Annotated in this window: 15 protein-coding genes; 5 read left to right on the forward strand and 10 right to left on the reverse strand. The window is 54.3% G+C overall.

Going from position 1 to position 26120, the window contains the following annotated elements:
• The first annotated feature begins 264 nt into the window (after positions 1 to 264).
• Entirely contained in the window at positions 265 to 4140 is a 3876-nt protein-coding gene (locus ABDW13_RS09510) for an Ig-like domain-containing protein (protein WP_343552315.1), read from the forward strand.
• A 59-nt stretch (positions 4141 to 4199) separates the two neighbouring features.
• On the opposite strand, the gene ABDW13_RS09515 is transcribed toward ABDW13_RS09510, so the two are convergent.
• From ABDW13_RS09515 to gltP, 4 genes are all read right to left on the reverse strand, one after another.
• Complete coding sequence (locus ABDW13_RS09515) at positions 4200 to 10295, reverse strand: autotransporter outer membrane beta-barrel domain-containing protein (RefSeq protein WP_343552316.1); 6096 nt, start codon at positions 10293 to 10295, stop codon at positions 4200 to 4202.
• 591 nt (positions 10296 to 10886) lie between these two features.
• A complete protein-coding gene (murP, locus tag ABDW13_RS09520; RefSeq protein WP_343552317.1) occupies positions 10887 to 12329 on the reverse strand; it encodes a PTS N-acetylmuramic acid transporter subunit IIBC in 1443 nt (480 codons plus the stop codon).
• Complete coding sequence (gene murQ / locus ABDW13_RS09525; RefSeq protein WP_343552318.1) at positions 12329 to 13240, reverse strand: N-acetylmuramic acid 6-phosphate etherase; 912 nt, start codon at positions 13238 to 13240, stop codon at positions 12329 to 12331. Before murQ ends, murP begins: the two co-directional genes overlap by 1 nt.
• Before the next feature lie 154 nt (positions 13241 to 13394).
• On the reverse strand, positions 13395 to 14696 hold the full coding sequence (gene gltP, locus ABDW13_RS09530) for a glutamate/aspartate:proton symporter GltP (RefSeq protein ID WP_343552319.1): 1302 nt from the start codon (positions 14694 to 14696) through the stop codon (positions 13395 to 13397).
• A gap of 581 nt (positions 14697 to 15277) precedes the next feature.
• Here gltP and acs point away from each other — a divergent pair.
• The 3 genes from acs to actP all read left to right on the forward strand — a co-directional run bounded on the left by acs (position 15278) and on the right by actP (position 19358).
• Positions 15278 to 17233, forward strand: a complete 1956-nt coding sequence (gene acs, locus ABDW13_RS09535) for an acetate--CoA ligase (protein WP_343552320.1) — start codon at positions 15278 to 15280, stop codon at positions 17231 to 17233.
• 146 nt (positions 17234 to 17379) lie between these two features.
• Positions 17380 to 17709 carry a DUF485 domain-containing protein gene (locus ABDW13_RS09540; protein ID WP_343552321.1) on the forward strand — a complete coding sequence of 110 codons (330 nt, stop codon included), beginning with the start codon at positions 17380 to 17382 and terminating at the stop codon, positions 17707 to 17709.
• The gene (gene actP, locus ABDW13_RS09545) at positions 17706 to 19358 is read left to right on the forward strand and encodes a cation/acetate symporter ActP (protein WP_343552322.1); all 1653 of its coding nucleotides are present in this window, start codon (positions 17706 to 17708) and stop codon (positions 19356 to 19358) included. Before ABDW13_RS09540 ends, actP begins: the two co-directional genes overlap by 4 nt.
• Positions 19359 to 19486: 128 nt before the next feature.
• Here actP and ABDW13_RS09550 read toward each other — a convergent pair whose 3' ends face one another.
• The 4 genes from ABDW13_RS09550 to ABDW13_RS09565 all read right to left on the reverse strand — a co-directional run bounded on the left by ABDW13_RS09550 (position 19487) and on the right by ABDW13_RS09565 (position 21908).
• Positions 19487 to 20032, reverse strand: a complete 546-nt coding sequence (locus tag ABDW13_RS09550; protein WP_343552323.1) for a YfaZ family outer membrane protein — start codon at positions 20030 to 20032, stop codon at positions 19487 to 19489.
• 138 nt (positions 20033 to 20170) lie between these two features.
• Complete coding sequence (locus tag ABDW13_RS09555; protein WP_343552324.1) at positions 20171 to 20713, reverse strand: YfaZ family outer membrane protein; 543 nt, start codon at positions 20711 to 20713, stop codon at positions 20171 to 20173.
• Positions 20714 to 20797: 84 nt separating this feature from the next.
• Positions 20798 to 21493: an LrgB family protein gene (locus tag ABDW13_RS09560; protein ID WP_343552325.1), complete on the reverse strand. Its 696-nt coding sequence runs from the start codon at positions 21491 to 21493 to the stop codon at positions 20798 to 20800.
• A complete protein-coding gene (locus ABDW13_RS09565; RefSeq protein WP_343552326.1) occupies positions 21486 to 21908 on the reverse strand; it encodes a CidA/LrgA family protein in 423 nt (140 codons plus the stop codon). The genes ABDW13_RS09560 and ABDW13_RS09565 overlap by 8 nt, the downstream gene beginning before the upstream one ends.
• 103 nt (positions 21909 to 22011) lie before the next feature.
• Here ABDW13_RS09565 and ABDW13_RS09570 point away from each other — a divergent pair, with 103 nt between their 5' ends.
• The gene (locus ABDW13_RS09570) at positions 22012 to 22914 is read left to right on the forward strand and encodes a LysR family transcriptional regulator (RefSeq protein WP_343552327.1); all 903 of its coding nucleotides are present in this window, start codon (positions 22012 to 22014) and stop codon (positions 22912 to 22914) included.
• Between the two features lie 31 nt (positions 22915 to 22945).
• Here the strand turns inward: ABDW13_RS09570 and ABDW13_RS09575 are convergent, their stop codons facing one another.
• Positions 22946 to 24595, reverse strand: coding sequence for a Na+/H+ antiporter (locus tag ABDW13_RS09575; RefSeq protein ID WP_343552328.1), 1650 nt, complete (start codon positions 24593 to 24595; stop codon positions 22946 to 22948).
• Positions 24596 to 24734: 139 nt separating this feature from the next.
• On the reverse strand, positions 24735 to 26084 hold the full coding sequence (locus ABDW13_RS09580) for an NCS2 family permease (RefSeq protein WP_343552329.1): 1350 nt from the start codon (positions 26082 to 26084) through the stop codon (positions 24735 to 24737).
• Positions 26085 to 26120: the final 36 nt, after the last annotated feature.

Raw genomic sequence — 26120 nt, forward strand, 5'->3', positions numbered from 1 at the left:
AATCTTACTTTATTCGCCTTGAGATTGAGAGTTTGCTCGAAGCTCCGAATCACAATATTTTAGGATTCATTAATTGAATTTATAACGAAAAATTTAAATCAATTAAAAAAATCAAATTATTGAATTTATTGAACTTTAATCAACAACATTGATGCATACATTTGTTGACAATCAATTGGGACGTTTCTCGTCAAATATTCGCTTCACTCCATAAATACTGCGCGCTGATTTCACATGACGCACAGTAATTAAAAGGATTGAATAATGAGCACATCTAAGAACCAAAATGCCTCTCGCCCTGCACAAGCAAGTACCACCGCTGCATCTATCGCCAGCGCAGCAGTCAACACGCTGCCACCGATTGTGCCGATAAAGTACGATGAAGCGATTATCGATACCATTCGCTCACCGATTAATAACCGACTCACACCCATTGAATCCGGCGGTGAAGTTCAACAAGGTACATTGATATTTGAAGGTCGCGCGACAGCCAATAAACAAGTCATCATTTATGATAATGGCATTGAAATTGCTCGTGTTATTACTAACTCGTCTGGCCGTTGGGTTTATGATGCAAATACCTTTAAAGGTGAAGAGCATCACTTCACGGTACAAGTGGTTGGCGCCGGTAATCCTATTTCTGCCAGCTATGACATCACGATTCCAGCGGTTTCAACTCAACCGGTAACCATCGATTTTGTTTACGATAATAATAACCCTTACGTGCCGAAGACGTTAAAACCTGGCGATACCACCCAAGACACCACGCCACGTTTTGATGGTAAAGCAGCGGCCAATACCGTCATTCGCTTGTTTAACGGCGATAAAGAGATTGCTTCAACTGTTTCTGATGCCTGGGGCAACTGGAGCTTAACGCCTAATCTTTCTGCGGGCAGTTACAATCTGGTGTTTAAAGCGGGTGAAGGCTCTGCCAGTAAGCCTTTTGCTCTTACAATCACCTCTGCAGAAGCGCAGCCAATTGAAATCACGAATGTTATTGACGACTCCGATCGCTATTACTACAAACCATTGAAATCGGGCGATATCACCCAAGACACCACTCCGCGCTTTAATGGTAAAGCCGGTGCTAACTCACTCATTCGTCTTTTCAATGGCGATAAAGAGATAGGTTCAACCGTTTCCGATGCCTGGGGCAACTGGAGCCTGACGCCTAATCTGCCTGCAGGTAGTTACAATCTGGTGTTCAAAGCGGGTGAGGGTTCGCAGAGTAAACCCTTTGCCCTGACGATTGCCTCGGCACAAGCTCAGCCGGTCGAAGTCCTCAATGTTTACGATGACTCAGACCGTTATTATTACAAACCGTTGAAATCGGGTGATAGTACCCAAGATACCACACCGCGTTTCAATGGTAAGGCTGGCTCTAACACATTGATTCGTCTGTTTAATGGTGATAAAGAGATTGGTTCAACGCTTTCAGATGCCTACGGTAACTGGAGCCTGACGCCATCGCTTCCTGCAGGTAGCTACAATCTGGTGTTTAAAACCAGTGAAGGTACAGCCAGCAAGCCATTCGCATTGGACATCACTTCTGCTGATTCGCAGCCGATTGAGATTTTTGCCGCGCTCGAAGACTCTCGCGGCTATAACCAGCCGCTTCAGCCGGGCGCTACAATCAAAGACACCACGCCCTATTTTTATGGGAAAGCGGGGGCTAACGTGCTGATTCGCCTTTACAATGGCGATAAAGTCATTGGTTCAACGGTTTCTGATGCTTATGGCAACTGGAACCTGACGCCAACATTGACCTCTGGCAGCTACAACTTAGTCTTTAAAGCGGGTGAAGGCTCTCAAACCAAACCATTCCCGGTGACGATTGCCTCTGCAGCTGCGGAACCGATTGAAGTATTTGGTGCGTTTGATAACTCAAATGGCTACAACCAGCAAATTCATTCGGGTGCCACCACCAAAGACACCACACCACGTTTTATTGGTAAAGCGGGTGCAAATACGCTTATCCGTCTTTATGACGGCGAAAAAGAAATTGGCTCAACATTCTCAGACGCCTATGGCAACTGGTCGCTGACACCTGAGTTGCCTTTCGGTAGCTTCAATCTGGTGTTCAAAACGGCAGAAGGCACTGCAAGCGCACCGTTCATTATCACTATCGCAGCACCGCAGCCGATCGCCCCGCAGGTGCCAGAAATTGAGTACATCATTGATGATTTCGGCCAACAGCGCGGTCTGATTGAGAAAGGCGCAACCACCGATGATGATACACCACGATTCTTCGGCAACGCTGAGCCAAACAGTCTGGTGCAAATCTTCGATAACGGCGTGAAAATCGGCGAACGTCGCGTTTCTTCTACCGGTTACTGGGATTTCACCCCGGTTAATCCAGCCTATCTGGAAAACGGTAAACACAGCTTTGTCATCAAAAGCAGCAATGGTACCGAAACCGCAGCATTGGACTTCATCGTTAAAGTGCCGGTATCAGTCGATTTGATTGGCAGTAATTCAGGTGAATACACCGGTGAAAATGCAACAGAAGACACCACGCCGTTCATTACCGGCCGCGGTCCGAAAGGCGCGCTGATTCGCTTGTATGAAGGTGAAAAAGAGATCGGTTCAGTGATTGCCAGCAAAACCAATGGCAGCTGGAAATTTGATTTCACCTCGCCACTGGAAGGCGGCGCACATAGCATCGTAGCTAAATCCACAACGGATAACAGCAGCGAGCAGTTCGACTTCGTCATCATCGCACCGGTCGCGCCGGTCGAGCCTGAAAGTCCGTTCCAGCTTAACGAAGTAATTGATAATTTCTTCATGAATACCGGTGCCATCAGCGCCAATGCGGCAACTGATGACAACCAGCCGAAACTGGCGGGCAAAGCGCCAGCAAATAGCGTGGTGCGTATCTTTGACAAGGGTATTGAGATTGGTTCTGCTCTCGCCAACGCACAAGGTAACTGGGAATTCGAACCAGGCAGCGCCTTGGCTTTGGGCCAGCACGTTTTAACGGTGGGTGAAAGCGCGAGCAATGTCAGCGCGTCCTTTACCTTTAATGTCGTTGCTACTCAAGTCTTTGCGCCATGGGTGCTGGGCGGTATCAGCGATTTTGATGGTGTTGATAACTTCGCCTACAACGCGACCATCTATGACAACACGCCGGTGTTCAATGGCGTAGCGCAGGTGGGCTCGTCGGTTAACATTACCGTTGATGGTCAGTTAATTGGCAGCACTATCACCGATCAATACGGTCGCTGGAGCTTCCAGACAACTGAACCATTGGCGGCAGGTGGACACGAAGTGGTTGCAACTGATGTGAATGGCAACAAAGGCGCTACGCTGATTGTCTCGCTGATCGATCCTGAAGAAATTGAAATTAAGTTCAGCGTCTACAACGACGAAGCCGGTGAAGCATTCATTGGTCGTGGCGAAGTGACCAACGATAGCACCCCACTAATTCGCGGTCTTGCTGGCCAGAATATCGTGCTGGAAATCTACGATAACGGCCAGAAAGTGGGCAGCGTTTTGACCGCACAAGATGGCACCTGGTCATTCCAGCTGGAGCTGGCAGATGGCGCGCATCGCATTGAAGTCAAAGGGGAATATAAAGATGCCCTGCTGGCACGCGAATTCACTGTTGCAGCGGATGTTGCTGATGCCGTGAGTATCGACTCCATTACCGGCCGCTTCTTTGATTATGGCAATGCACAACCTTCAGGCGGCGAGCCAATCAATGACAACAGCATCGTGCTGTACGGCAAAGCAACGCCGGATGCTACCGTTCAACTGCTGACCACCGATGGCCGTTCACTCGGCTTCACCGGCGCAAACGTCTACGGTAAATGGTATCTCGAAGTGGATAGCCGCATTGAAGATGGCGAATACAGCGTGATTGCCCGTGTGAACGGTGCCGATAGCGAAGTGTTTACCTTCCAGATCGGTGAACCTGCGCCTGCCACCAAAAACGAAGAGATCAACCTGTTTGATATCTTGGGTACAGAGTTGCTGGGCGATGCGCAAGAAACCTTGCTGTCTAAAGACGTTGAGGTGGAAGCACAGCCGGCTAGCCTGAATCTTTCTCAGGCGGATCTGTCGGTAGTGACTACTTCAGGTATTGCGACCAATACCGCTGCGGTTTCAGCTCTGCAAGAAGAGCAGTATCAGGCAATCTAAGCTCTAAGTTAGTCATGATATAACGCAAAACGGATGGCGCGAGCCATCCGTTTTTATGCTTAAAACTGCCACCTTACACCGACGTTATAACGCCAACCTTTGGCACCGTTGCCATCGATCTCTTTGCGATAATCAGCTTCCGCATACAGCGACACATCCTTCTGCAAGGTCGCCGTACCGCCCGCACCCACTTCCCACATCTGACCAAAATGCCCGCTGTTGAAGGTGCCGCCAAACGCCGGATTATCCACCGAAGAGACGTTAGTGCTCGCGGTGCCGCCCCAACCTTTGTAATAGTTTGCGCGCAGATATGGCGTGTATTGGCGATTGCTGTCATCTGTCCAGGTACGATCAAGACGCGCGCCGAGACGGCCGATGGTTTGCTTGTAGTCGCCGTAACGCACTTGGTTGCCATCTTGATCGGTGAAGTCGTTCATATTCAACTTCATGTACATCAGCTGCGCCTGCGGTTCGAGTTTATAGCCATTGCCTAATTCAAACGGATAGCCGCTCTCCAGCGAAGCGGTCCAGCCATGAGCTTTCAGCTTCGCTACTTCTTGCGTACGCGCGGTATCGGTTTCGCCGCGATGCCAGTCAAACGACAACACGCCATCCAGATAGAAACCGCTCTGGCGCTGCCAGGTACCGTACAACGCCAGGCTGTCGCTGTCGAAGGTGGTGCTGCTATACCCGTCGGCGGCGTGTGGGCGGATGCGCGTGTTACCGCGCGTGTAAGCTAAGCCGCCGCGCAGGCTGTCTTTTTCACCATCCAGACGCAGCAAGTTGCCGCCGACCTGCACTGCGCTGTAATCAAGGTCAAAGTCGTAGCCATAATCGCGGAAGCTTTGATCGGTTTTGTACTTGAGGTTCGAACCGATATAGCGCACGAACATCTCGCCACCGTCGCCTTCTGGTCGTGTTTGCTCATGGCGCAACTCGCCCAAACGTTTATGCAGATCGTCGATAATCGCCGCGGTGTAATAAGCTAATCCAACCGGCGCAGAAACGTACGAAGGCACCTGTGGCACCACCGCTGGACGTGAATCGTAACTGTGCGGCGTGCCGAACGCATCAGTGACAAAGGTTGGCTGGCAACTGGCGCTATTCTCGCAGACGTAGTAATTCGCCAGACGATAATCCCAGTAATTGTTGCCGCTGCCGCTGACTAAACGCTGATTCGGATCGCTGCTGCCCGGCGCAAAGGTGTAAAGCCGGTATTGCCACGGACCTGCGGCGAGATAGCCATCTTTCAGCGCGAAGCTATTGGCGCTGGCATTGCCGCCAACCTGCGCCAGTGAAATCCCTTCGTTGCCTTCCACGCCGCCGTTGCGATTGAGATCGGTCAGCGCGCCAGTGCTGGCCTGCGCCAGATTAACGTTTAACAAGGTGGTGCCTGTGGCATTGCCGGTGACGTTAAGGTGGTCAGTGAATTGATTGCTCAACGCGCCGCCACTGTTGAGGTTAGTGATCAGATTGGCCTGGCCGCCGCTCGACGCCAGCGAGCCGTTGATATCCAGCGTGTTGCCAGGCGAACCCGCGCCGTTGGTGAGATCCAGCGTACCGGCGTTGTTCACCACCAACGAATCCGCGGTGCCGCCCGACAAGGTGGGATGCACATTATCACCGGCGAACAGCGTTGAGTCGGCATCCACGTTGATGGTGCTATGCGCCAGTTGCAGATTGTCGGTCAAGGTCCATTGCGTATTGGCGAAGTTGATGGTGCTCCAACCGCTGCCGAGATTGACGCCTTTGCTGAGATCGTCAGCGCTGAAGCTGCCGCCGCGATAATTGATCTGATTGAAGGTTAAGGTATTGCCGGTGCCGGTACCGCTGGTGAGATGGTAAGTGGTGCCGAGATCGACATTGCTCACCAACGCCGAATTGTTGTTGTCATTGCCCATCGTCAGGCTGCCGTTGAGCGTGCCGCCGGTCCAGCGGAAGGTATCCGAACCGCCGCCGGGATTGATGTCGCCCTGCACTTCGCCTTCGGTCAGCAGAATTTCATCATCGGCGTTGCTGCCCGCAACCGCCACGGTTTGCGGATTAGCAGTGATGATGTTGCCAAAGTTCTCGAACACCGTTTTGCCGCCGCGCAAATCCACCACCGGCGCGGTCAAGCTATTGGAAGTAAACGTACCGGTATTCACGATGGTGCCTGCGGTGCTGGAGACCAGCGCCGAACCGCCCGCTGCGTTGTCGATATTCACGTTGGCGGCGGTAGTCACATTGCCGGTGGTATTGGCGCGGATGCCGGTGCCGCCTGCGCCAGTAACGTTAAACTGATAGCCGGAGCCGAGGTTTAAATCACCGTTGGTGGTGCTGCCATCGGCATTAGCGATGTTCAAGCCAGTGCCGCTGCCCGACACATTGGTGGTCACGGTGGAAGTCGGATCGAACGGCACCGCGGTGCGAATACCGCTGCCGTCACCAACGTTGATGGTGAGATTACTCAGGCCAACGTTGCTCAGTTCAGCGCGGTTTTCGATGCCGTTGCCGCTGCCAAGCACATTGATGGTGGCATCGCTAGCACTGAGCGCAGACGCGCCGCTATCCAGCAAAATGCCGTGCGCGTTGCCGCGCGTGGTGATCACCGTATCGCTGCCGGTCAACGCCAGCTGCGCGCCATCGCTGATGCGTACACCCGCAACGCCATTATCGACGTTGATCGCGCCGCCTTTTGCCAGCGTGCTGCCGCTGCCGGAGACGTCCAGCCCAGTACCGTTGGCGACATTCACCGTGCCGTTGTTGGTCAGCGTGCTGCCGGCGCGCGAACGGATGCCGATATTGTTATTGCCAGTGAGATTCAACGCGCCGTTATTCACCAGATTAGCGCCGTTGGTGACGTCAAATCCGATCGCGCCGCTGCCTGCTCCGTTAACATTGCCGTTGCTGGTGACGCTGGTGGCGGCGGAACTGCCATCCAGCGCATTGCTCAGATCGGTGCGCAGATTATTCACCAGCACGCCGACCGCGTTGCTGCCGCTGATATTGATATTGCTGCCACTATCGAGCGTGGCGTTGGCCCCGCCTTCGGCACGGATCGCCGTGCTGCCCTGGCCGCTGGCGGTGAAGTTGGCGTTACGACTGTTCAGGCTGCTGCCGCTGCCGGAGATAATCGCGCCGGTGCTATTGCTGGCGCTAGTGGTCAAGGTGGTTGGATTGGTGAAGCTCAGCGCGGCGCCATCATCAATGCGATAGCCGGTTGAACCGTTACTGTTGATATCTAACGCATTGGCCGCCGAACTGATGCGCGATCCGCTGCCCGCGGCATGAAACGCAATTTGATCGCTGTTGTTAAACACCGGCGTTGCACTGTTGCCGACATTCACCAGCGCACCGTTCAACGCTTCAGCGCCAATCGCGCCAGTGCCGTTCAGGTTGAGCGTGGTGCCATTGTTGAGATTCGCCACTGCGCGATTACCGCTGGCGCTAACGCCGCGGCTGCGGCTGGCGATGCTGCCGCCGTTCACATTGATGTTGCCGCTGTTGTTGGCGGTGGTGTTGGATGTGCTGCCGTTGCTGTTGACCGCAATGCCGGTGCCGCCGTCGTTAATGGTGATATTGCCGCTGTTATTGCCGGTTGCGCCGCTCTCAACACGGATGCCCGTCGCATTCGCGCCGCTGAAATTGATATCGCCAGTATTGGTTAACTGTGCACGGTTGCGCGCCAGATAGCCGATCAAACCACTTTGCGAGGAGTTAAGTGCCGCCGCTGAATTGAGCGTGGTACTGCTCACCGGCGTTCCTGTGTTAGCACCGGAAAGTGCATGCTTCTGCCCATCGACAATCGCGCCAATCGCATTGTTGCCGGTGAGATTGATGTTGGTGGCGGCATCAATAGTGCCGCTGGCGCCGCCTTCAATATTGACGCCGGTGGCGCCCGCACCACTGACATTCAGCGTGGCATTGCGGGTAAACACTTCGGTACCGGCGCCGCCGCTGCCATTGACTGCGGTCGAACCCGCGCCCGAGGCGGTGAGCGACAAGTTGCTGCCATCAAAATCCGCGCCCTGCTCGACGCGGAACAGCGTGGAGTTGGTGGTGGTGACGTCAAACGGATTGTTGCCCGCTACGTTGATGCGCGCATTCGGGCCAAAGGCGAAGAAAGCGATTTGGTTGCTGCCGGAGGTGAAGCTGGGAATGGCGTCCTGCGCTACATTCACCGTGGCGTTACCGCGCGCGTGCACGCCAATTGCGCCGTTGCCGCTCAGGTTTACCGGGCCATCAATGGTGGCGCTAGCAGTCCCGCTGCCCTGACCTTCCACCCACACGCCAAAGTTGCGCGTGCCGCTGGCGGGATCGGCTCCGCCTGCCACGTTAATCGTACCGGTAGAATTAGCAGCAGCTGTGCCGCCATTGGTCGCCAACACTTTTAAGCCGGTGCCATTCACTCCATTTAGGTTGATGGTGCCTGCGTTATTGATCGTGCCATTGCTGTTGGTCACTAACATACCAACGTTCTCGCGTGGAATGCTGGCCGCCGCGCCGTTAACATCAATGGTTCCGGCATTGATCAAGGTGCCGCCGTTGACGCCGGTCGCCGACATCCCCGCCGCATTTTGCACCTTCGAACCGATGGTAATATTGCCCTCATTAGTCGCCGTACCGTTGGCGACCAGCGCGATGCCGCTGGTTAAGCCGCTTTGGTTCATCGCAGTATCAGCAACATTGTCGGTTAGGCTGTTTTGCGGGCCGCGTCCGATATAAATCTGGCCGCCAGAACTGTTATTGAAGTTAGCGTTGTCGGCGGTCAGTAATACGCCCGATGCGGTACCGCGTGCGCTCGAACCGTTTACACCGACGTTGATATTGCCGTTATTATTGGCGCTGGCACCGTCATCGAGGCGAATCCCAGCGACGCCAAATGGCGTGTTGCTGCCGGTGGTGGCGAAGTTAACGATGCCGTTGTTGTCGAAAGTACTGCCGCTTTGCACTAGCACGCCATTGGCACCGTAACCGGTTGAGCCAATGCCGGTGCCATCCACACGATTAAGGAAGCCGCCGTTTATCACGCCGGTGGTGCTGGTGCTGCCGCTGCTGCCATCCGCTAATACCAGCGCGGTGCCGCTGTTGGCTGCGCTGCCACGACTGGCAAGTTTGCCATCAATCACCGCTTGCGCACCGTTCGAGGCTTTAACCGCGCCGCCAGTTGCACCATTCACTTCCAGCGTTTTTCCGGCCGCCAGATGCACCGTCGAACCCGCACCATCGGCATTGACCACAATACGATTGCCAATCGGCTGCGTCACTTCATCGGGCGGCGTGGCGCTGACGTTGTAAACGATATTCTGATTGCTGACGCTGACCGCTTTATTGAACTCGGTCAGGTAGTTGCTGGTGCTGAGATTACCGGCTTGCAGTTGGCTGATCAGCCAGTTGTTATAAGTCTGCAACTGACTGGCGTTGGTAACCGTGAAACTGTTGCTTTTTCCATCCAGCGTTTGCACGCTGAAACTGCCGTTATAAGTGGCGACGTTCTGCACCTGATAAGTTTGCGTGGCCGTCGCGCCATTGGCCTGCGCCACACTGCCAAAGAAGTTGATGCGGTTGTTGGAATCCCAGTTCAAGGTGCTCGCGCTGTTCACCTGGAACAAGGTGGTTTGCTTGGCCGCCATACTCCAGCTGTTGCTGGTGGCGCTGCTGTTAGCGTTAGCCTGGCCGATATTGACGTTAAGCGTGCCGCCGTTGGTGACATTGGCGATACGCGCATTGATGTACTGATCGCCATTAACGTTTTGGATATCCGGCACGCTGGTGCTGGATGTCACTGGAGCCTGCGCCACCAAACTGGCCGAGTTGTACACCTGGAAGGTGGTGTTGCCGCCAGTGGTGGGATCGGGAACCGCGATGGCAAAGTTCTGCGGGCCGGGATCGAGTCGGGTTTGATTGAGGAATTCAGATCCTGAGGTGATCGCGACCTGGCCTAAGGTGGTGGTGACGGCACCATCGGTTCCGGGCGCAATTGAGGTGGCGCTACCGGTCAAGGTATCGCTAACGCCACTTCCGTTTACGCTGTTAGCGGGTGCACCAACCTGGTTATCATTGGTCTGTGGCGTGTAATTGCCGAGGGTGATTGCCTGAACATTGATTGACGGATAAAACAGCGCAAGTGCAGCAGAAATACTCAAAGCGATCGGATTTAATCTGAACCTCATACTTCCTCCAATGGGCGTAAAGCGTCCACGCTGTTAGCCAACAGCGTTAAATTCATCGCGGGGGGATAAAACGGCAGGAATAACACCAATCCCGGTTAGCAATTTATTTGAAGCCTGTGTGAAGAAAGTACGGTGCAGCGAAAATGGGAACGGAACTGTTGTTATAGATTTATTGGCTTTAGGTATAGACTTTTTTGCCATCAGACGCAAAAGGGAATTATGGCTAACCTATTGTCATATTGGAGAAATAAATGCGATGCGGGATGGATATTCAAAATAAATAAAGGCCAGCGTTAAGTTAAGTGCTAGCTTTGTATCTCGTTAATAAACCCTTTATTTTTTCATAACGCTTTACTTACAGATGGCCCGTTAACGTGAAATGCCTCAGTGCCAGGCTAAGCGATACGGCTTATGCAAAAAATGTGACTTGCATCACAATTAAATTCAATTATCACCTCACTTTAACAGTGCACTATTCGTAGCGGTGCGATTTATCGCGTTGTTTTTCAGACAGAGCAGCGTCCAAAAGAACGAGATAAATCGCGCCGCTTCAAAAAAGTGCAATTCGTGAGAATTGAACCTTGTCCGGACTTAACTTAAATCGACGCCGCGCGTGCCGCCCCACCAGGTAAAGGCGAAGCCGCCAACCCACGCCACAATCAGCCCGGCGAGATACACCGCCATGCCCGCGAAGATGCCCTGTGAAGATGTCATTAGCGGCAAGGTGACTAATCCCGATGGACCAAACACGGTATTCATCCCCACTGGCAGTCCCAGCCACGCCACCAGCCCGATAAAGAAACCACCGAGTGCGCCGCCACAACACGCAGTAATAAACGGCTTGAGGCGCGGCAGCGTGACGCCATAAATCAGCGGTTCACCCACGCCCAACAGTCCCGGCACAATCGCGCCTTTAATCTGTTGACGCAGCAGCGAATGTTTATCGGCTTTACACCATAACGCCAGCGACGCGCCGACCTGCCCGGCTCCGGCCATCGCCAAAATTGGGAACAGCGAATTAAAGCCCTGCGTTTCCATCAGCGCGAAATAGACCGGAATAAAGCCCTGATGAATACCAAACATCACCGCAATTAAAAACAGTCCGGCAAGAATGGCGCAACCAAATGGATTGTTATTCAGATGAATGAACAGCCACGACATGCCTTTAAATAATTCGCCGCCAATCGGCATAATCACCATGAAAGTGACCGCACCGGTAATTAATAACGTCAGCAACGATGTCAGGATCATATCGAGATTATCAGGAATGATTTTACGCAGCTGTTTTTCAATCCACGCGCCAAATATCGCCGCCAACAACACGCCAATAATATTGCCACGCGGATCAATCGCCATGCCGAAGAAATCTTCCATGCCGCTGTAATAGCCGACAGTGGCTTTGGGCACATAACCCAACACAAACAGCGCGGCGATAATCGCGCCATTGACGCCGGTACCACCAAAGGCTTTCTGCGCGTTGTAGCCGATCAAAATACTCAGGAAGGTGAACAGCCCCTTGCCGAACACTTTCATGTACGCCACGGTGTCCAGCAGCCAACGTGCGTGATCGCCGGGTTGATTGAGGTGGAAGATCTGTTCGATCAAGGTGGCAAAACCCAGCAACAAACCGGCACCGATAAAACCGGGGATCAGCGGGGTAAAAATGGTGGCAAAGCAGGAGAGAAAGCGATGCAATCCGCTGGTTTGTTTCGCCTTCATCTGCTGCTTCTGCGCGCTGGCAATGCTGTGCAAATCGCGTGGCGCTGGCGGTTGATCGCCATCGTTAAGCAGCAGCTGCATTTTCTCTGCCGCGGTTTGCGCTTTGCCGGGACCGAGTACGATCTGCAATTGCGCATCGCTGTCGATCACACCGAGCACGCCAGGCAAGGTTTTCAGTTTCGCGCTATCCACCTGCGCGGCATCCGCTAACGTCAAACGCAGGCGCGTCATGCAGTTACCGCACTGCACCACGTTGTTCGCGCCACCTACCGCTTGCAGGATATCGCGCAGCAATCCTTCGTTGATGGCGGCCATCATTGTGCTCCTGCATCGCGTAATGCCTGACGAATAAAGCCTTTATTCTGGTTCAGCAGGGATTTCGCCTCAGCAGCATCTAATCCCGCCAGCACCATCACAATCGCGGTTTTACAATGTCCGCCGCATGCTGCCAGCGCTTGCTGCGCCGTGGCATCATCACATTCGGTGGCTTGTTTCACGATGTTGATTTGGCGCTGCACCAGCTTCTGATTGGTGGCTTCAACATCCACCATCAGATTGCCATACACCTTGCCGCTGCGAATCATCGCGCCAGTAGTGAGCATATTCAGCACCAGTTTCTGCGCGGTACCGGCTTTCATGCGCGATGAGCCAGTAACCACTTCCGGGCCGACCACCGGCGTCAGCGCCACATCCGCCGCTTGCGACATCGGGCTGTTGGGATTGCAGGTTAACGCCGCAGTAAACGCGCCCTGCTGGCGTGCGTAGGCTAGCGCGCCGAGCACGTACGGTGTGCGCCCGCTGGCAGCAATCCCCACCAACACATCCCTGGCCTGAAAGTTGATATCACGCAGATCCTGCGCGCCCTGATCGACGTTATCTTCGGCGTTCTCCACCGCTTGCAGAATCGCGGTGTGACCACCGGCAATCAGTCCAACTACTTGCGAACGCGGCGTGCCAAACGTCGGCGGGCATTCGCTGGCATCGAGGATCCCTAAACGCCCTGAAGTGCCCGCGCCGCAATAGATCAAACGTCCGCCCTGGCTGAAGGCCGCCGTGATGGCATCCACCACCTGCGCAATCTGCGGCACGATGGCTTCCACCGCCAGTGCCACTTTTTTGTCTTCATCATTAATCACGCGCAGCATCGCTTCAGTGGCGAGTTCATCAATGTTCTGACTGGCGGGATTACGACCTTCGGTGATCATCTGGCTTAGATCGATCTGCATGACACGCTCCTGTGAGAGAGAATAATTTATTCGTCAAACTATATATCATATGGAATTATCAATTCCTCATGATTGACGAATTTTTTTTAGATTATGTGCCAACGGGCATAAAAAAACCCGCCGAAGCGGGTTTGATCACGTTAAGCGCCTGAGATTAACTGGCGCTTTGCGTACGCATTTGCAGCTCGTATGCGGCGGCTTGCTTGGTGTCGAACTGGTCTTCCCAGCGCGCAATCACCAATACGGCCAACGCGTTGCCGATCACGTTCAGTGCGGTACGCGCCATGTCCATGATGCGATCGACACCGGCGATGAACGCCAAACCTTCCAGCGGAATACCCACGCTGCCCAGCGTTGCCAGCAGCACTACGAAGGAGACGCCCGGTACGCCAGCGATGCCTTTCGACGTCACCATCAGCGTCAGCACCAGAATGATTTCATCGGTCAGCGACAGGTCGATGCCATACAGCTGTGCGATAAAGATCGCCGCGATACTTTGGTACAGCGTTGAACCGTCGAGGTTGAACGAATAACCGGTTGGCACCACGAAGCTGGTGATGGCTTTCGGTGCGCCGTAGGCTTCCATTTTCTGCATGATGCGCGGCAGCACGGTTTCGGAACTGGAGGTCGAATAGGCAAGAATCAGCTCATCTTTCAGAATGCGCATCAGCGTAGTAATGCGCAGCTTACAGAAGCGCGCTACCGCACCGAGTACCACGAACGCAAAGAACAGGATCGCCACATACACCAGCAACACCAGCTTGGCGAGCGGATAGAGCGAAGCAAAACCGAAGTTGGCGATAGTGACCGCAATCAGCGCAAACACGCCGACTGGCGCATAACGCATGATCATGTGCGTCACTTTAAACATGGTTTCGGAAATCGAACGGAACACCGTTACCAGCGGATCGCGATGTTCCTTCGGCAACGCTGACAGGCCCATACCAAACAGCACCGAGAAGAAGATAATCGGCAGCATGTCGCCCTTCACCAGCGAGGCAAAGATGTTCTGCGGGATCAGCGACAAAATGGTGGTAACCAGGCCGTGAGGCGCACCCTGCACCGCTTCGGTAGTGGCTTCGTATTTAGAGATGTCCACCGTTGCCAGCGTTGACATATCAATGCCGCTGCCGGGTTGGAATACGTTGGCCAGCGTAATGCCGACCACAATGGCAAGGGTGGTGATCACTTCAAAATAAATGATGGTTTTGACACCAATACGGCCGAGCTTTTTCGCATCGCCAACGCCAGCAATGCCGACAATTAACGAAGAAATGACAATCGGCACCACAATCATCTTGATCAGATGAATAAAGATGTCACCAGCTGGCGTCAGAATGTTAGTGATTAACCATTCACGATCGTCTGGCTGATTATGCAGCACAGTTCCCACGATGACGCCTAAAATCAGCGCTAGCAAAATCTGCCATGCGAGGGTGAACTTAAAACCTTTCATAACGCTTATTTCCTCAAGTCAAAAACCCCTTGCTCTGCTGCGAAGGTGCAGAAGAAATGTCACACAGGGAAGTGAGCAAAAGCCCGATAAAATAGAGGGTTATTGTTGATTGCTTTCATTTCTTGCCGTGCCGGCATTTTGCGCCTGCGAAATGATGCAATCAGAGTTGATACCTGCTGAACAGGGCCGAGATAAGTACCATTTTCACTACGGTAAATGCAACCCCCGGCGGGATAGCGCAAATCTTATTCAGGTTAGTAGCATAAAATGCTGAGATGAGTTAACGACTATAACTCGCTGTTATGAAAAGTGTTAATTCGATAAGTTTCCGCATAGCTATGCAATAGTGGGCAAAAACTCGCCGAGTGCGTTTGCTGGATTTTTGCACAGCCATAACGGCATGCTAGCGAATTAACAGCAGAATTGGCTGCATTTATGGATGCATTTGTCAGAAGCGATTCAGCCATTTTATGGCGGGCTGAAAGGTCGTGATCCAGACTACAAAACAGAAACAAAGCTTTTGAACGCGCTTCAATTAACCTTTGATTGACATATGATTAACATCTTCAAGGAGGTCAGCCATGAGCCAAATACACAAGCATCCCGTACCCGCTGCCATCGCAGCGAATGCCCTGATAAATGCCGATCAGTATGCGGCGCTGTACCAACAATCGGTTGACGATCCCGACACCTTTTGGGGTGAACAAGGCAAAATCCTCGACTGGATTAAACCTTATAGCAAAGTGAAAAATACCTCCTTTGCCCCCGGCAATATTTCAATTCGCTGGTATGAAGACGGCGCGCTAAATCTCGCCGCCAACTGCCTTGATCGCCATCTGGCGACGCGTGGCGATCATCCCGCCATTATTTGGGAAGGCGACGACGCCAGCGAAAGCAAAACCATTACTTTCCGCGAACTGCATGGCGACGTGTGCCGTTTCGCTAACGTACTCGGCAGCCTGGGCGTGAAGAAAGGCGACGTGGTTGCCATCTATATGCCAATGGTGCCGGAAGCGGCGGTGGCGATGCTGGCCTGCGCGCGCATTGGCGCGGTGCACTCAGTGATTTTCGGCGGCTTCTCACCGGAAGCGGTCGCCGGTCGCGTAGTGGATTCCAACGCCAAATTGATCATCACCGCTGACGAAGGCGTGCGCGCCGGTCGCAGCATTCCGCTGAAGAAAAACGTTGATGATGCCCTAAACAATCCTAACGTCACCACAGTAAAAAACGTGGTGGTGTTCAAGCGCACCGGCAAAGACACCGGCTGGCGCGAAGGCCGCGATTTGTGGTGGCACGATTTAGTGGCGAAGGCCAGCGATCAGCATGAGCCGGTCGCCGTCGATGCCGAACATCCGCTGTTTATCCTTTATACCTCCGGTTCCACCGGCAAACCGAAAGGCGTGCTGCACACCACCGGCGGTTATCTGGTGTATGCCGCCAGCACCTTTAAGTATGTGTTTGATTATCATCCAGATGATGTGTATTGGTGCACCGCCGATGTCGGTTGGATCACCGGTCACAGCTATCTGATTTACGGCCCATTGGCGTGCGGCGCTACCACGCTGATGTTTGAAGGCGTGCCGAACTGGCCGAAACCCAGCCGCATGGCTGAAGTGGTCGATAAACATAAGGTTACGTTGCTGTATACCGCGCCTACCGCGATTCGCGCCTTGATGGCCGAAGGCGATAAAGCGATTGAAGGAACCGATCGTAGCAGCTTGCGCATCATGGGTTCGGTCGGCGAGCCGATCAACCCGGAAGCGTGGGAATGGTATTACAACAAGATTGGCGATGGCCGCTGCCCAATCGTTGATACCTGGTGGCAAACCGAAACCGGCGGATTCATGATCACGCCATTGCCAGGCGCAACTGAACTGAAAGCCGGTTCCGCCACCAAGCCTTTCTTTGGCGTGCAGCCGGCGTTAGTCGATAACGAAGGCAACGCGTTAGAAGGCGCAACCGAAGGTAACCTGGTGATCGTCGATTCGTGGCCGGGTCAGGCGCGTACGCTGTATGGCGATCACGATCGCTTCGAGCAAACCTACTTCTCCACCTTCAAAAACCGCTACTTCAGTGGCGACGGCGCACGCCGTGATGAAGATGGTTATTACTGGATCACCGGCCGCGTCGATGACGTGCTGAACGTCTCCGGCCACCGCCTCGGCACCGCCGAGATTGAATCGGCGCTGGTGTCGCATCCGAAGATTGCCGAAGCCGCGGTGGTGGGCATTCCGCACAGCATCAAAGGCCAGGCGATTTACGCGTATATCACGCTGAACCACGGCGAAGAGCCGTCGCCAGAGCTGTACACCGAAGTGCGTAATTGGGTGCGTAAAGAGATCGGCCCGATTGCCACGCCGGATGTGCTGCACTGGACCGATTCGCTGCCGAAAACCCGCTCCGGCAAGATCATGCGCCGCATTCTGCGCAAAATTGCCGCTGGCGATACCAGCAATCTCGGCGATACCTCTACGCTGGCCGATCCGGGCGTGGTAGAGAAATTGCTGGAGGAGAAACAGTCCATCACCATGCCGTAATCGGCTTCTGTTGTAGGGGCGGCCATTTGGCCGCCTTTATATGCCAAGTAGTTCTAAGTTCGCACAACCTATAAAACTAGAATATTCAGCCAGTTAAATCATTTAATCGTGAGTATGCTGGCCGCCTTGCCTCTGGAGAAAATGTGATGAACGAAACCCTGAACCAACAGGAAGCTGTCTGGCAACAAATCGAGAGCAATCCGCGCTATCAGGAATTGGTGCACAAGCGCCAGGCGTTTGCGCTGCTGCTCAGCGCGATCATGCTGGTGCTGTACGTCGGCTTTATTTTGCTGATCGCCTTTGCGCCAGGCTGGCTCGGTACGCCGTTGCATGCCGGCACCAATGTGACGCGCGGCATTCCGATTGGCGTCGGTTTGATTGTGGTGTCGTTCGTGTTGACCGGCATTTACGTGTGGCGCGCCAACGGTGAATTTGATCGTCTGACCAAACAGGTTCTGAGCGAGGTGAAATCATGAAGCGCCTGCTGTCGATTTTCCTCGCCGTGGTGCCCGCCAGCGTGTTCGCCGCCGATGCGATTACCGGCGCGGTGCAGCGTCAGGCCACCAATTATGAAGCCATCATCATGTTCGTGGTGTTCGTTGCTGCAACATTAGGCATCACCTATTGGGCCTCCAAACGAACCCGTTCACGCAGCGATTACTACACGGCGGGCGGCAATATCACCGGTTTCCAAAACGGATTGGCGATTGCCGGTGATTTCATGTCGGCGGCCTCGTTCCTCGGTATTTCTGCGCTGGTTTACACCTCAGGATATGACGGGCTGATTTACTCGCTCGGCTTCCTTGTCGGCTGGCCGATGATTCTGTTTTTGATTGCGGAACGTCTGCGTAATCTGGGACGTTACACCTTCGCCGATGTGGCCTCCTATCGCCTGGAACAGAAGCCGATTCGCACGCTGTCGGCCTGCGGATCGTTGGTGGTGGTGGCGCTGTATCTGATCGCGCAGATGGTCGGCGCGGGCAAACTGATTCAGTTGCTGTTCGGCCTCGATTACCATGTCGCGGTGGTGATGGTCGGGATTTTGATGGTGTTGTACGTGCTGTTTGGCGGCATGTTAGCCACTACCTGGGTGCAAATCATCAAAGCGGTGCTGCTGCTGTTTGGTGCCAGCTTCATGGCGATCATGGTGATGAAAACCGTGGGCTTCAGCTTCAACACGCTATTCACCGAAGCGATGGCGGTCCACCCAAAAGGCGCGGCGATTATGCAACCGGGCGGGCTGGTGAAAGATCCAATATCGGCGCTGTCGCTTGGCCTCGGTTTGATGTTTGGTACCGCCGGTTTGCCGCATATTTTGATGCGCTTCTTTACCGTGGCCGATGCGCGCGAAGCACGTAAAAGTGTGTTTTGGGCGACCGGCTTTATGGGCTACTTCTACTTTCTGACCTTTATTATCGGCTTCGGCGCGATTCTGCTGGTTGGTGCTAATCCGGCATTTAAAGATGCCACTGGCGCGCTGCTTGGCGGCACCAATATGGCGGCGGTACATCTGGCGAATGCGGTGGGCGGCAGCTTGTTCCTCGGCTTTATCTCGGCAGTGGCCTTCGCCACGATTCTGGCGGTGGTCGCCGGTTTGACGCTGGCCGGGGCTTCAGCGGTGTCGCACGATTTGTATGCCAGCGTGATCCGCAAAGGTCAGGCAACCGAGCGCGAGGAGTTACGCATCTCGAAAATCACCGTGCTGGTGCTAGGTGCGGTGGCGATTGGCTTGGGGATTTTGTTCGAGAAGCAGAACATTGCCTTCATGGTTGGCCTGGCGTTCTCGATTGCTGCTAGCTGTAACTTCCCGATTATTCTGCTGTCGATGTACTGGTCGAAACTCACCACGCGTGGCGCCATGATTGGCGGCTGGCTGGGATTGATTACGGCGGTGGTGCTGATGATTCTTGGCCCGACGATTTGGGTGCAGGTATTGGGGCACGAGAAACCGATTTATCCGTATGAGTATCCGGCGCTGTTCTCAATGCTGGCGGCGTTTATTGGTATCTGGCTGTTCTCGATTACCGATCATTCCGCGCGTGGTGCGCAGGAACGTGCTCGCTTCCGTGGGCAGTTTATTCGTTCGCAAACCGGGATTGGGATTTCACAGGGTAAATCGCATTAGGGATTGTGCGGGCTGCCCCTCATCCCGGCCTTCTCCCACAAGTGGGAGAAGGGGAAAAACGAGCTCGATCGGTCCCCTCTCCCATTTATGGGAGAGGGTGAGGGACAGGCCGCACCCTAATCAAACCATTAGAAACGCAGTGAAGCACCAACATACGGGCCATCGACCAGTACGTTATCTTTGCGGCTGCCTTTGTTGTTCAGCTCGATGTACTGATAACCCACGCGCAGGTTGAGCAGTGAAATCGGCGTGAAGCTCACGCCACCTGAGGCTTCTTTATAGCTATCGAGGTGATCAGAGAACGCTTCTGGCGCGTAGTAATATTCGCCGTACAAGCCCCACATGCTGTTGAAGTTGTATTGCGCACCGGCACCGACAGCAACGCCGAAGCCGTCTTTACCATCTTCCGGATGGGTGAACAGCGCTTTCGCGGTTGGCGCGATGCGGAAATCACCAACATCAATGTTGTAGCCCAAACCCAAACCGTAAGTGCTGCCATCGTGATCGCTACGCAGCCAGTTGCCTTTCAGGAACAAGCCAGGCGAAGTGGTTCCGAGACCAAGGTTCAGGTTGGTGCTGCGCTCACCCACGTCAACACTGCCCTCGATTGCCTGCGCGCCGCTGCTCAGCAGTGCCAGACCCAATACGCTTCCAGTAACAAGTTGCTTAAACATGTGATTCCACTCCATGAAGGACAATTAATTCGGCGGCAAGGTTAACAGCCTGACAAATTGAGACAACTTTATTTGGAAAGCTTTACGTAAAAATGGGTTACAGCGGGAAAAAGTGGCCATTGCAGGCCACTTACAACATTAGAAGCGCCATGCAGCGCCGAGGAACAAACCATCAATAGATCGCTGGGTTTTATACTCGTGCAAACCGCTACCGAGATAACGATAACCTGAACTCAACGTCAACCAGTGCGCAGGCTGGTAATAAACACCGGCTTCCAGTTGATGCAGATGATCCAGCTTATAGTTGCCGAAGTTTGGCGCCATGCTGAAATCCACATACAACCAAGTGTGGCCAGCTTGCGGCAACGGAGCCATCACGCGGACACCGGCGTTGGCACCGATACTGGACGATTTATCATGGTCCAGTTCTGCCCAGAAGAGTCCAACACGCGGAATCACACGTAGCGCGCCGAATGCCCAACCGTAGCCAAGATTGGCATCAACCAATTCGCTCTGATTTTTCGCGTTAACATATTCCACACCATATTGCAGGCCTGGCGCGGTTTTCTGGCTGTTAATGGCCACCGCGAAAAAATCGCCGCCGCCCTTCACACCAATCTCTTGAGCATTAACCCCAGCGGAGGCCAATACCAGCCCCATTGCAAAATACTGACTTTTCATTTATCGCTTCCTTATTGTTTAAGCGGGCAAACAATAAGCAAAGCGAGAAAATGGCTGTATGAGCAATGACTCAAAAAACTGGCGCTAAGATACCCATAACAAATGGCTTAATAGCGGTGCAAGAATCACCGTGACCACGCCTGACAGCATCATCACCAAACTCGACACCACGCCTTCTTGTTGGCCGATTTGGTAAGCGCGCGCGGTGCCCGCGCCATGTGAAGCCGCACCAAAACCAGCGCCTTTTGCCACGCCTTGTTTGATGGCGAGGCGCAGAAACAGCACGTCGCCGACAGCCATGCCAAACACGCCGGTGATCACCACAAAAAGCGCCACCAAATCCGGCTGGCCGCCAATCGGTTGTGCCGCGGCTAACGCAAACGGCGTGGTGATCGAGCGTACCGCCAGACTACGTTGAATGCTTTCCGGCAACGTCAGTAAACGCGCCAGCCACACCGAACTGCATACCGCCACCAGCGTCGCGGTCAGCACGCCGACGCTCAACGACAGCCAATGACGTTTAATGATTTCAAGGTTTTCATACACCGGCACGGCAAATGCCAGCGTCGCCGGACCGAGCAGCCAAATCAGCCAGTGGCTTTCCGCAATGTAGTTTTTCCAGCTCACATGGGTGCACAGCAGCAACGCCACCAGCACCAACGGCGTTAACACCAACGGCATCAGCAGCAGCGTGCGCCAGCGGCGATAGAGCATTTTGTTGATGTAGTAGATCAGCAACGTGAACGCCAGACACAGCAGACTTATCAGCAAATCATTCATGAGCAGCCTGCTTACGCGCCGCGCGAGCCAGTTCGAAGCGATACAATTTATCCACCACCAACGCGGTGGATGCCAGCACCAGCAGCGTGCTCACCGCAATCACCACACAGATGCGCCAACCTTCAGCGCGCAGCAAATCGCTATAATTCACCACCGCCACCACCGCCGGAATAAAGAACAGCAACATTTCGGCCAGCAGCCAGTTTGCACCGGCTTTGACCCAACGCAGCGGCACCACGCCAGTCATAATCAATAGCAGCAACAACACCATGCCAACCACATTGGCAGGCAGCGGCAAATGCAGCCAGTTCACCAACTCGCCACTAAAAATAAATAACCCGACGTACAACACCAATTGCAGCGGAATACATACCCGTTGTAGCAGATCCGTTCTGCGCGGACTTAATGCCATCATTTCCTGTTTCCCCAGTAATAAATTCAGGGCTTAGTATAAATCCGCGCCAAACTGTGAAAGAAATGAATTAAAATCATTCAAACTATGCCAAAAAGGAATGTTTATGGACGTGCGTGCCCTGCGCTATTTCACCGAAGTGGTGCGACAACAAAGCTTCACCCGCGCGGCGGAGAAACTCTACGTGACGCAGCCGACCATCAGCAAAATGCTGCGTCAGTTGGAGGAGGAGCTGGGTTGCACCTTGCTGCTGCGCGAAGGACGCAAGCTGCATCTGACGGACAGCGGCCAGGCGGTTTATCAGCGCGGATTGGCGATTTTGCAGGAATTTCATCAGCTCGAAGCACAGCTCGGCGATATCAACCAATTGAAAACCGGCGAGTTGCGCCTGGGCATTCCGCCAATGGTCGGCATGCAGATTGCCGGTTCGATCTCCGCCTTTCGTCGTCGCTATCCCGGCGTACAGTTGAAAATTGCTGAATATGGCGGTTTGACAGCGCAGCAAGCGGTGCTGAGCGGCGCACTGGATATCGCCCTCACCGCCTTGCCGATCGATGCCGAATTGCCGCTGAATGCGCTGGAGTTGATGCACCATCCGCTTTGCGTCCTGCTGCCGCGCAACGAGATGTGGCTCAAGCATACGCAGGTCGGTTTGGCCGAACTGGCGCAACATCCGCTGCTGATCCTCAATGAAGAATTCGCGCTTAATCGCCAGATTATGAAAGCCTTTCAGCGCATGCATCTGACGCCCAACATTGCGTTGCGCAGCGCGCAGTGGGATTTTCTGGCGGCGATGGTACAAGCGGGAATGGGATTGGCGATTCTGCCGGAACCGATTTGTCAGCGGCTGGATAAGCAATCGCTGCTGTGGCTGCCGCTGGAGGCGGAGCTGCAATGGAGTTTAGGCTTGATTTGGCGTGAAGGCAGTTACTTGTCGCGCAGCGCGCAGGCGTGGATTGAGTGTTGTCGTGAGCATTGGCCGGATCAAGCGCCGCGGCTGTCGGTGTAAAAAGGGCGTCCGTTGGGACGCCCATAAAGGATTATTCTTCTTTCTCGATCAGCAGCGCTTCTAGCAGATCGAGATCGTGCAGCAGCTTCTGCATGGTTTCGTTGGAGATTTCCTGGGTCGCGCGCAGGTGATACACCTCGGCACGTTCGGCACGCAATGCATTCAGGCGAAAACGACGCTCCAGATTCTCGGCAAACTGCGCCTGCTCGATGTCATTTTTACCTTCCGCACGACGACGTAAATTGCCAATCACCCGCAGGCTGACTTCCTTCAGCAACTCCGGATCGATGTTCTCTTCGGTATCGGTTTCCAGCCGCTGCTCCATCTTGTGCAGGCTTTCAATCGCCACGCCCGCCATCGCCGCACGCGCAAATTGAATCTCGCGGCGGTGGCCGGTTTTATCAATCTTTTCAACATCACGCAGTAAGATTGGCAGCAGCACCACACCGACCAGCAACGACAGCAGAATCACGCCGGTGGCGATGAAAATCAGCTCATAACGCGCCGGGAAGGCGTCGCCATTGCTCAGGAACAGCGGAATCGACAACACACCGGCCAATGTAATCGCCCCGCGTACGCCAGCGAAAGAGGCAATCAGCAGTTCACGCAGCGAGTAGTTGGAGAACTCCAGCGGCTTGTTTTTCAGGAAGCGCTGGCTGATGCGTTTCATGATCCACAACCAGCCGAAGCGCACCACCATCAACGCGGCATACACCAGCACCACGTCGGTGAACAACATCCACAGTTCAACGTTGGGATCGGCATTCGCCTGCGCGACAGACGTTTCGAGAATGCCCGGCAGTTGCAGGCCCAGCATCAGGAACACCATGCCGTTAAAGACAAATTCCAGCATCTGCCACACGCTATTCGCACGCAAACGCATCGCCAACGGAGCCTGGCGGATAATGCCAGAACGGGTAATGGTCATACCCGCAGCGACGGCGGCGAGGATGCCCGACACGCCAAGGTGTTCGGCAATCAGATAGGAAGCGAATGGCAACAGCAGCAGCAACACGGTTTGTGTCGCCGGATCATCACCACTCCAGCGGCTCAGCAAACGCAGCGAGCGGCCATACAGCCAGCAAATCGCCACACCGGCAACCAAACCACCGACCGCTACTTTGAGGAACTCGACGCTGGCGCCGCCCCAGGTGAACACCATGGTGCCCATCGCTACTGCGACGGCAAACTTCAGCGATACCAGACCAGATGCGTCGTTCATCAGGGCTTCGCCCTGCACAATCGACATGATTTTTTTCGGGATGCGACCTTCCCCGACGATACCGGACAACGCCACGGCATCGGTTGGCGACAGCACCGCCGCCAGCGCAAAGGCGGGAATCAGCGGAATACCCGGCACCAGCCAGTAAATCAGGTAGCCGATGCCGACCACGGTCATCAGCACCAGCACCAACGCTAGCCCGATGATTTCACGTCCATGATGCAGGAACTCGTTAATCGGCGTTTTCCAGCCGTCCGCAAACAGCAGCGGCGGAATGAACAGCACGAGGAACAGTTCGGGATCAAAATCGACATGCAAGCCGAAGACCGGTAAGGCGAGGAGCGCACCGGCGGCAATTTGCACCAGCGGCAGCGGAATTTGAAACGGCAGAATACGTGCCGCCACGCTGGAGAGGGAAACCACCAGCGTCATGATGAGAATAGTAAAGAAGATTTCCATGCTTTCCTTAGGCGAATCATTTTCATTAAAGCGATGTTGTTGCGCTGGAAAGTGTAAAACAAAACGCCGCACAGCGGGGCAACCCGATGTGCGGCGAGGGCAAGAAAGAGAAAAATCTGGGGATTAATCCACTTTGCCGTTAGATGGCCCAGCCACCAGCGTAGAACGCCACTAACGCCACAGCAATCACCACGGTGCCGATATTCAGCTTGCGCCATTCACCGGCAAACAGGCGACCGATCACCAGCGAAGCGAAGCCCAGCATGATGCCGGTGACGATGTTGCAGGTCAGCACGATGAACACTGCGGTCAGCAAACCGGACATCGCATCGACGAAATCATTGAAGTCGATTTTGGCGACGTTGCTCAGCATCAGCAGTCCAACGTACATCAGCGCAGGCGCGGTGGCGTAAGCCGGAACCAGATAGGCCAGCGGTGACATAAACAGAATCACCAGGAACAGCAAACCGACCACAATTGCTGTCAAACCGGTTTTGCCGCCCGCCGCAGTACCCGCCGCCGATTCGATATACACCGCCGCAGGCGATGCGCCGACCAGACCGGCGAAAATGCTGCTAACCGAATCGGTGGTTAATGCGCGTCCGCCGTTGATGATCTGGCCATCTTTATCCAGCAGATTCGCCTGACCCGCTACCGCTCGGATGGTGCCGGTAGCATCAAATACCGCCGTCATCACTAACGCCAATACGCTTGGCAGCACTACGGGTTGCAGCGCGCCCATGATATCGAGGCTAAACATCGCCGATTGTCCGTTAGCATCCTTCAGGCTCGGCATGGCGAATAAGCCTTGATAAGTCACCGCCGGATCGAAAATAAGACCGAGAACCGAAATCGCAATAATGGTCAGCAAAATACCGCCTGGCACGCGGCGTTTTTCCAGACCGAAAATAGCGGCCAGACCAATCAGCGACATGATCACTGGGAAGGAGACGAAGTGGCCCAACGCCACCGGCAAGCCCGGCGCAGGATTCTTCACCACCAGGCCAATGCCGTCTGCCGCGATCAGCAGCAGGAACAGGCCGATACCTACGCCGGTGCCGTGCGCCACGCCCATCGGCAAGTTTCGGAGTATCCACGCACGAATCCCAGTGACCGAAATCAGCGTGAACAACAAGCCCATCAGGAACACCGCGCCCAGCGCTACCGGCACGCTGATGTGCTGACCGAGCACCAAACTGAAAGCGGTGAAGGCGGTCAGCGAGATAGCGCAACCAATCGCCATCGGCAGGTTGGCCCACAAGCCCATGATGATTGAGCCAAAGCTGGCGACCAAACAGGTGGCAACGAATACCGCCGTCGGTGAGAAGCCGGCTTTGCCCAGCATGCCGGGCACCACGATCACCGAGTAGACCATCGCCAAAAACGTGGTTAAGCCCGCTAAGACTTCCTGACGCACGCTGCTGCCGCGTGCTGAAATGTTGAACCAAGCGTCCAGTTTTCCACTGGCCGGGCGCGATTCGCCAGACATAGTTATTCCTCAATATTTTTTGTGATGTGAGTCGCC

Origin of the sequence: Pantoea sp. (assembly GCF_039594315.1) — a bacterium.
GTDB lineage: Bacteria > Pseudomonadota > Gammaproteobacteria > Enterobacterales > Enterobacteriaceae > Pantoea.

Excerpts from the sequence above, each read along its gene's own strand:
- ABDW13_RS09510 (WP_343552315.1), top strand. The coding sequence starts at position 265 with ATGAGCACATCTAAGAACCAAAATGCCTCTCGCCCTGCACAAGCAAGT.
- ABDW13_RS09515 (WP_343552316.1), bottom strand. The coding sequence starts at position 10,295 with ATGAGGTTCAGATTAAATCCGATCGCTTTGAGTATTTCTGCTGCACTT.
- murP (WP_343552317.1), bottom strand. The coding sequence starts at position 12,329 with ATGGCCGCCATCAACGAAGGATTGCTGCGCGATATCCTGCAAGCGGTA.
- murQ (WP_343552318.1), bottom strand. The coding sequence starts at position 13,240 with ATGCAGATCGATCTAAGCCAGATGATCACCGAAGGTCGTAATCCCGCC.
- gltP (WP_343552319.1), bottom strand. The coding sequence starts at position 14,696 with ATGAAAGGTTTTAAGTTCACCCTCGCATGGCAGATTTTGCTAGCGCTG.
- acs (WP_343552320.1), top strand. The coding sequence starts at position 15,278 with ATGAGCCAAATACACAAGCATCCCGTACCCGCTGCCATCGCAGCGAAT.
- ABDW13_RS09540 (WP_343552321.1), top strand. The coding sequence starts at position 17,380 with ATGAACGAAACCCTGAACCAACAGGAAGCTGTCTGGCAACAAATCGAG.
- actP (WP_343552322.1), top strand. The coding sequence starts at position 17,706 with ATGAAGCGCCTGCTGTCGATTTTCCTCGCCGTGGTGCCCGCCAGCGTG.
- ABDW13_RS09550 (WP_343552323.1), bottom strand. The coding sequence starts at position 20,032 with ATGTTTAAGCAACTTGTTACTGGAAGCGTATTGGGTCTGGCACTGCTG.
- ABDW13_RS09555 (WP_343552324.1), bottom strand. The coding sequence starts at position 20,713 with ATGAAAAGTCAGTATTTTGCAATGGGGCTGGTATTGGCCTCCGCTGGG.
- ABDW13_RS09560 (WP_343552325.1), bottom strand. The coding sequence starts at position 21,493 with ATGAATGATTTGCTGATAAGTCTGCTGTGTCTGGCGTTCACGTTGCTG.
- ABDW13_RS09565 (WP_343552326.1), bottom strand. The coding sequence starts at position 21,908 with ATGATGGCATTAAGTCCGCGCAGAACGGATCTGCTACAACGGGTATGT.
- ABDW13_RS09570 (WP_343552327.1), top strand. The coding sequence starts at position 22,012 with ATGGACGTGCGTGCCCTGCGCTATTTCACCGAAGTGGTGCGACAACAA.
- ABDW13_RS09575 (WP_343552328.1), bottom strand. The coding sequence starts at position 24,595 with ATGGAAATCTTCTTTACTATTCTCATCATGACGCTGGTGGTTTCCCTC.
- ABDW13_RS09580 (WP_343552329.1), bottom strand. The coding sequence starts at position 26,084 with ATGTCTGGCGAATCGCGCCCGGCCAGTGGAAAACTGGACGCTTGGTTC.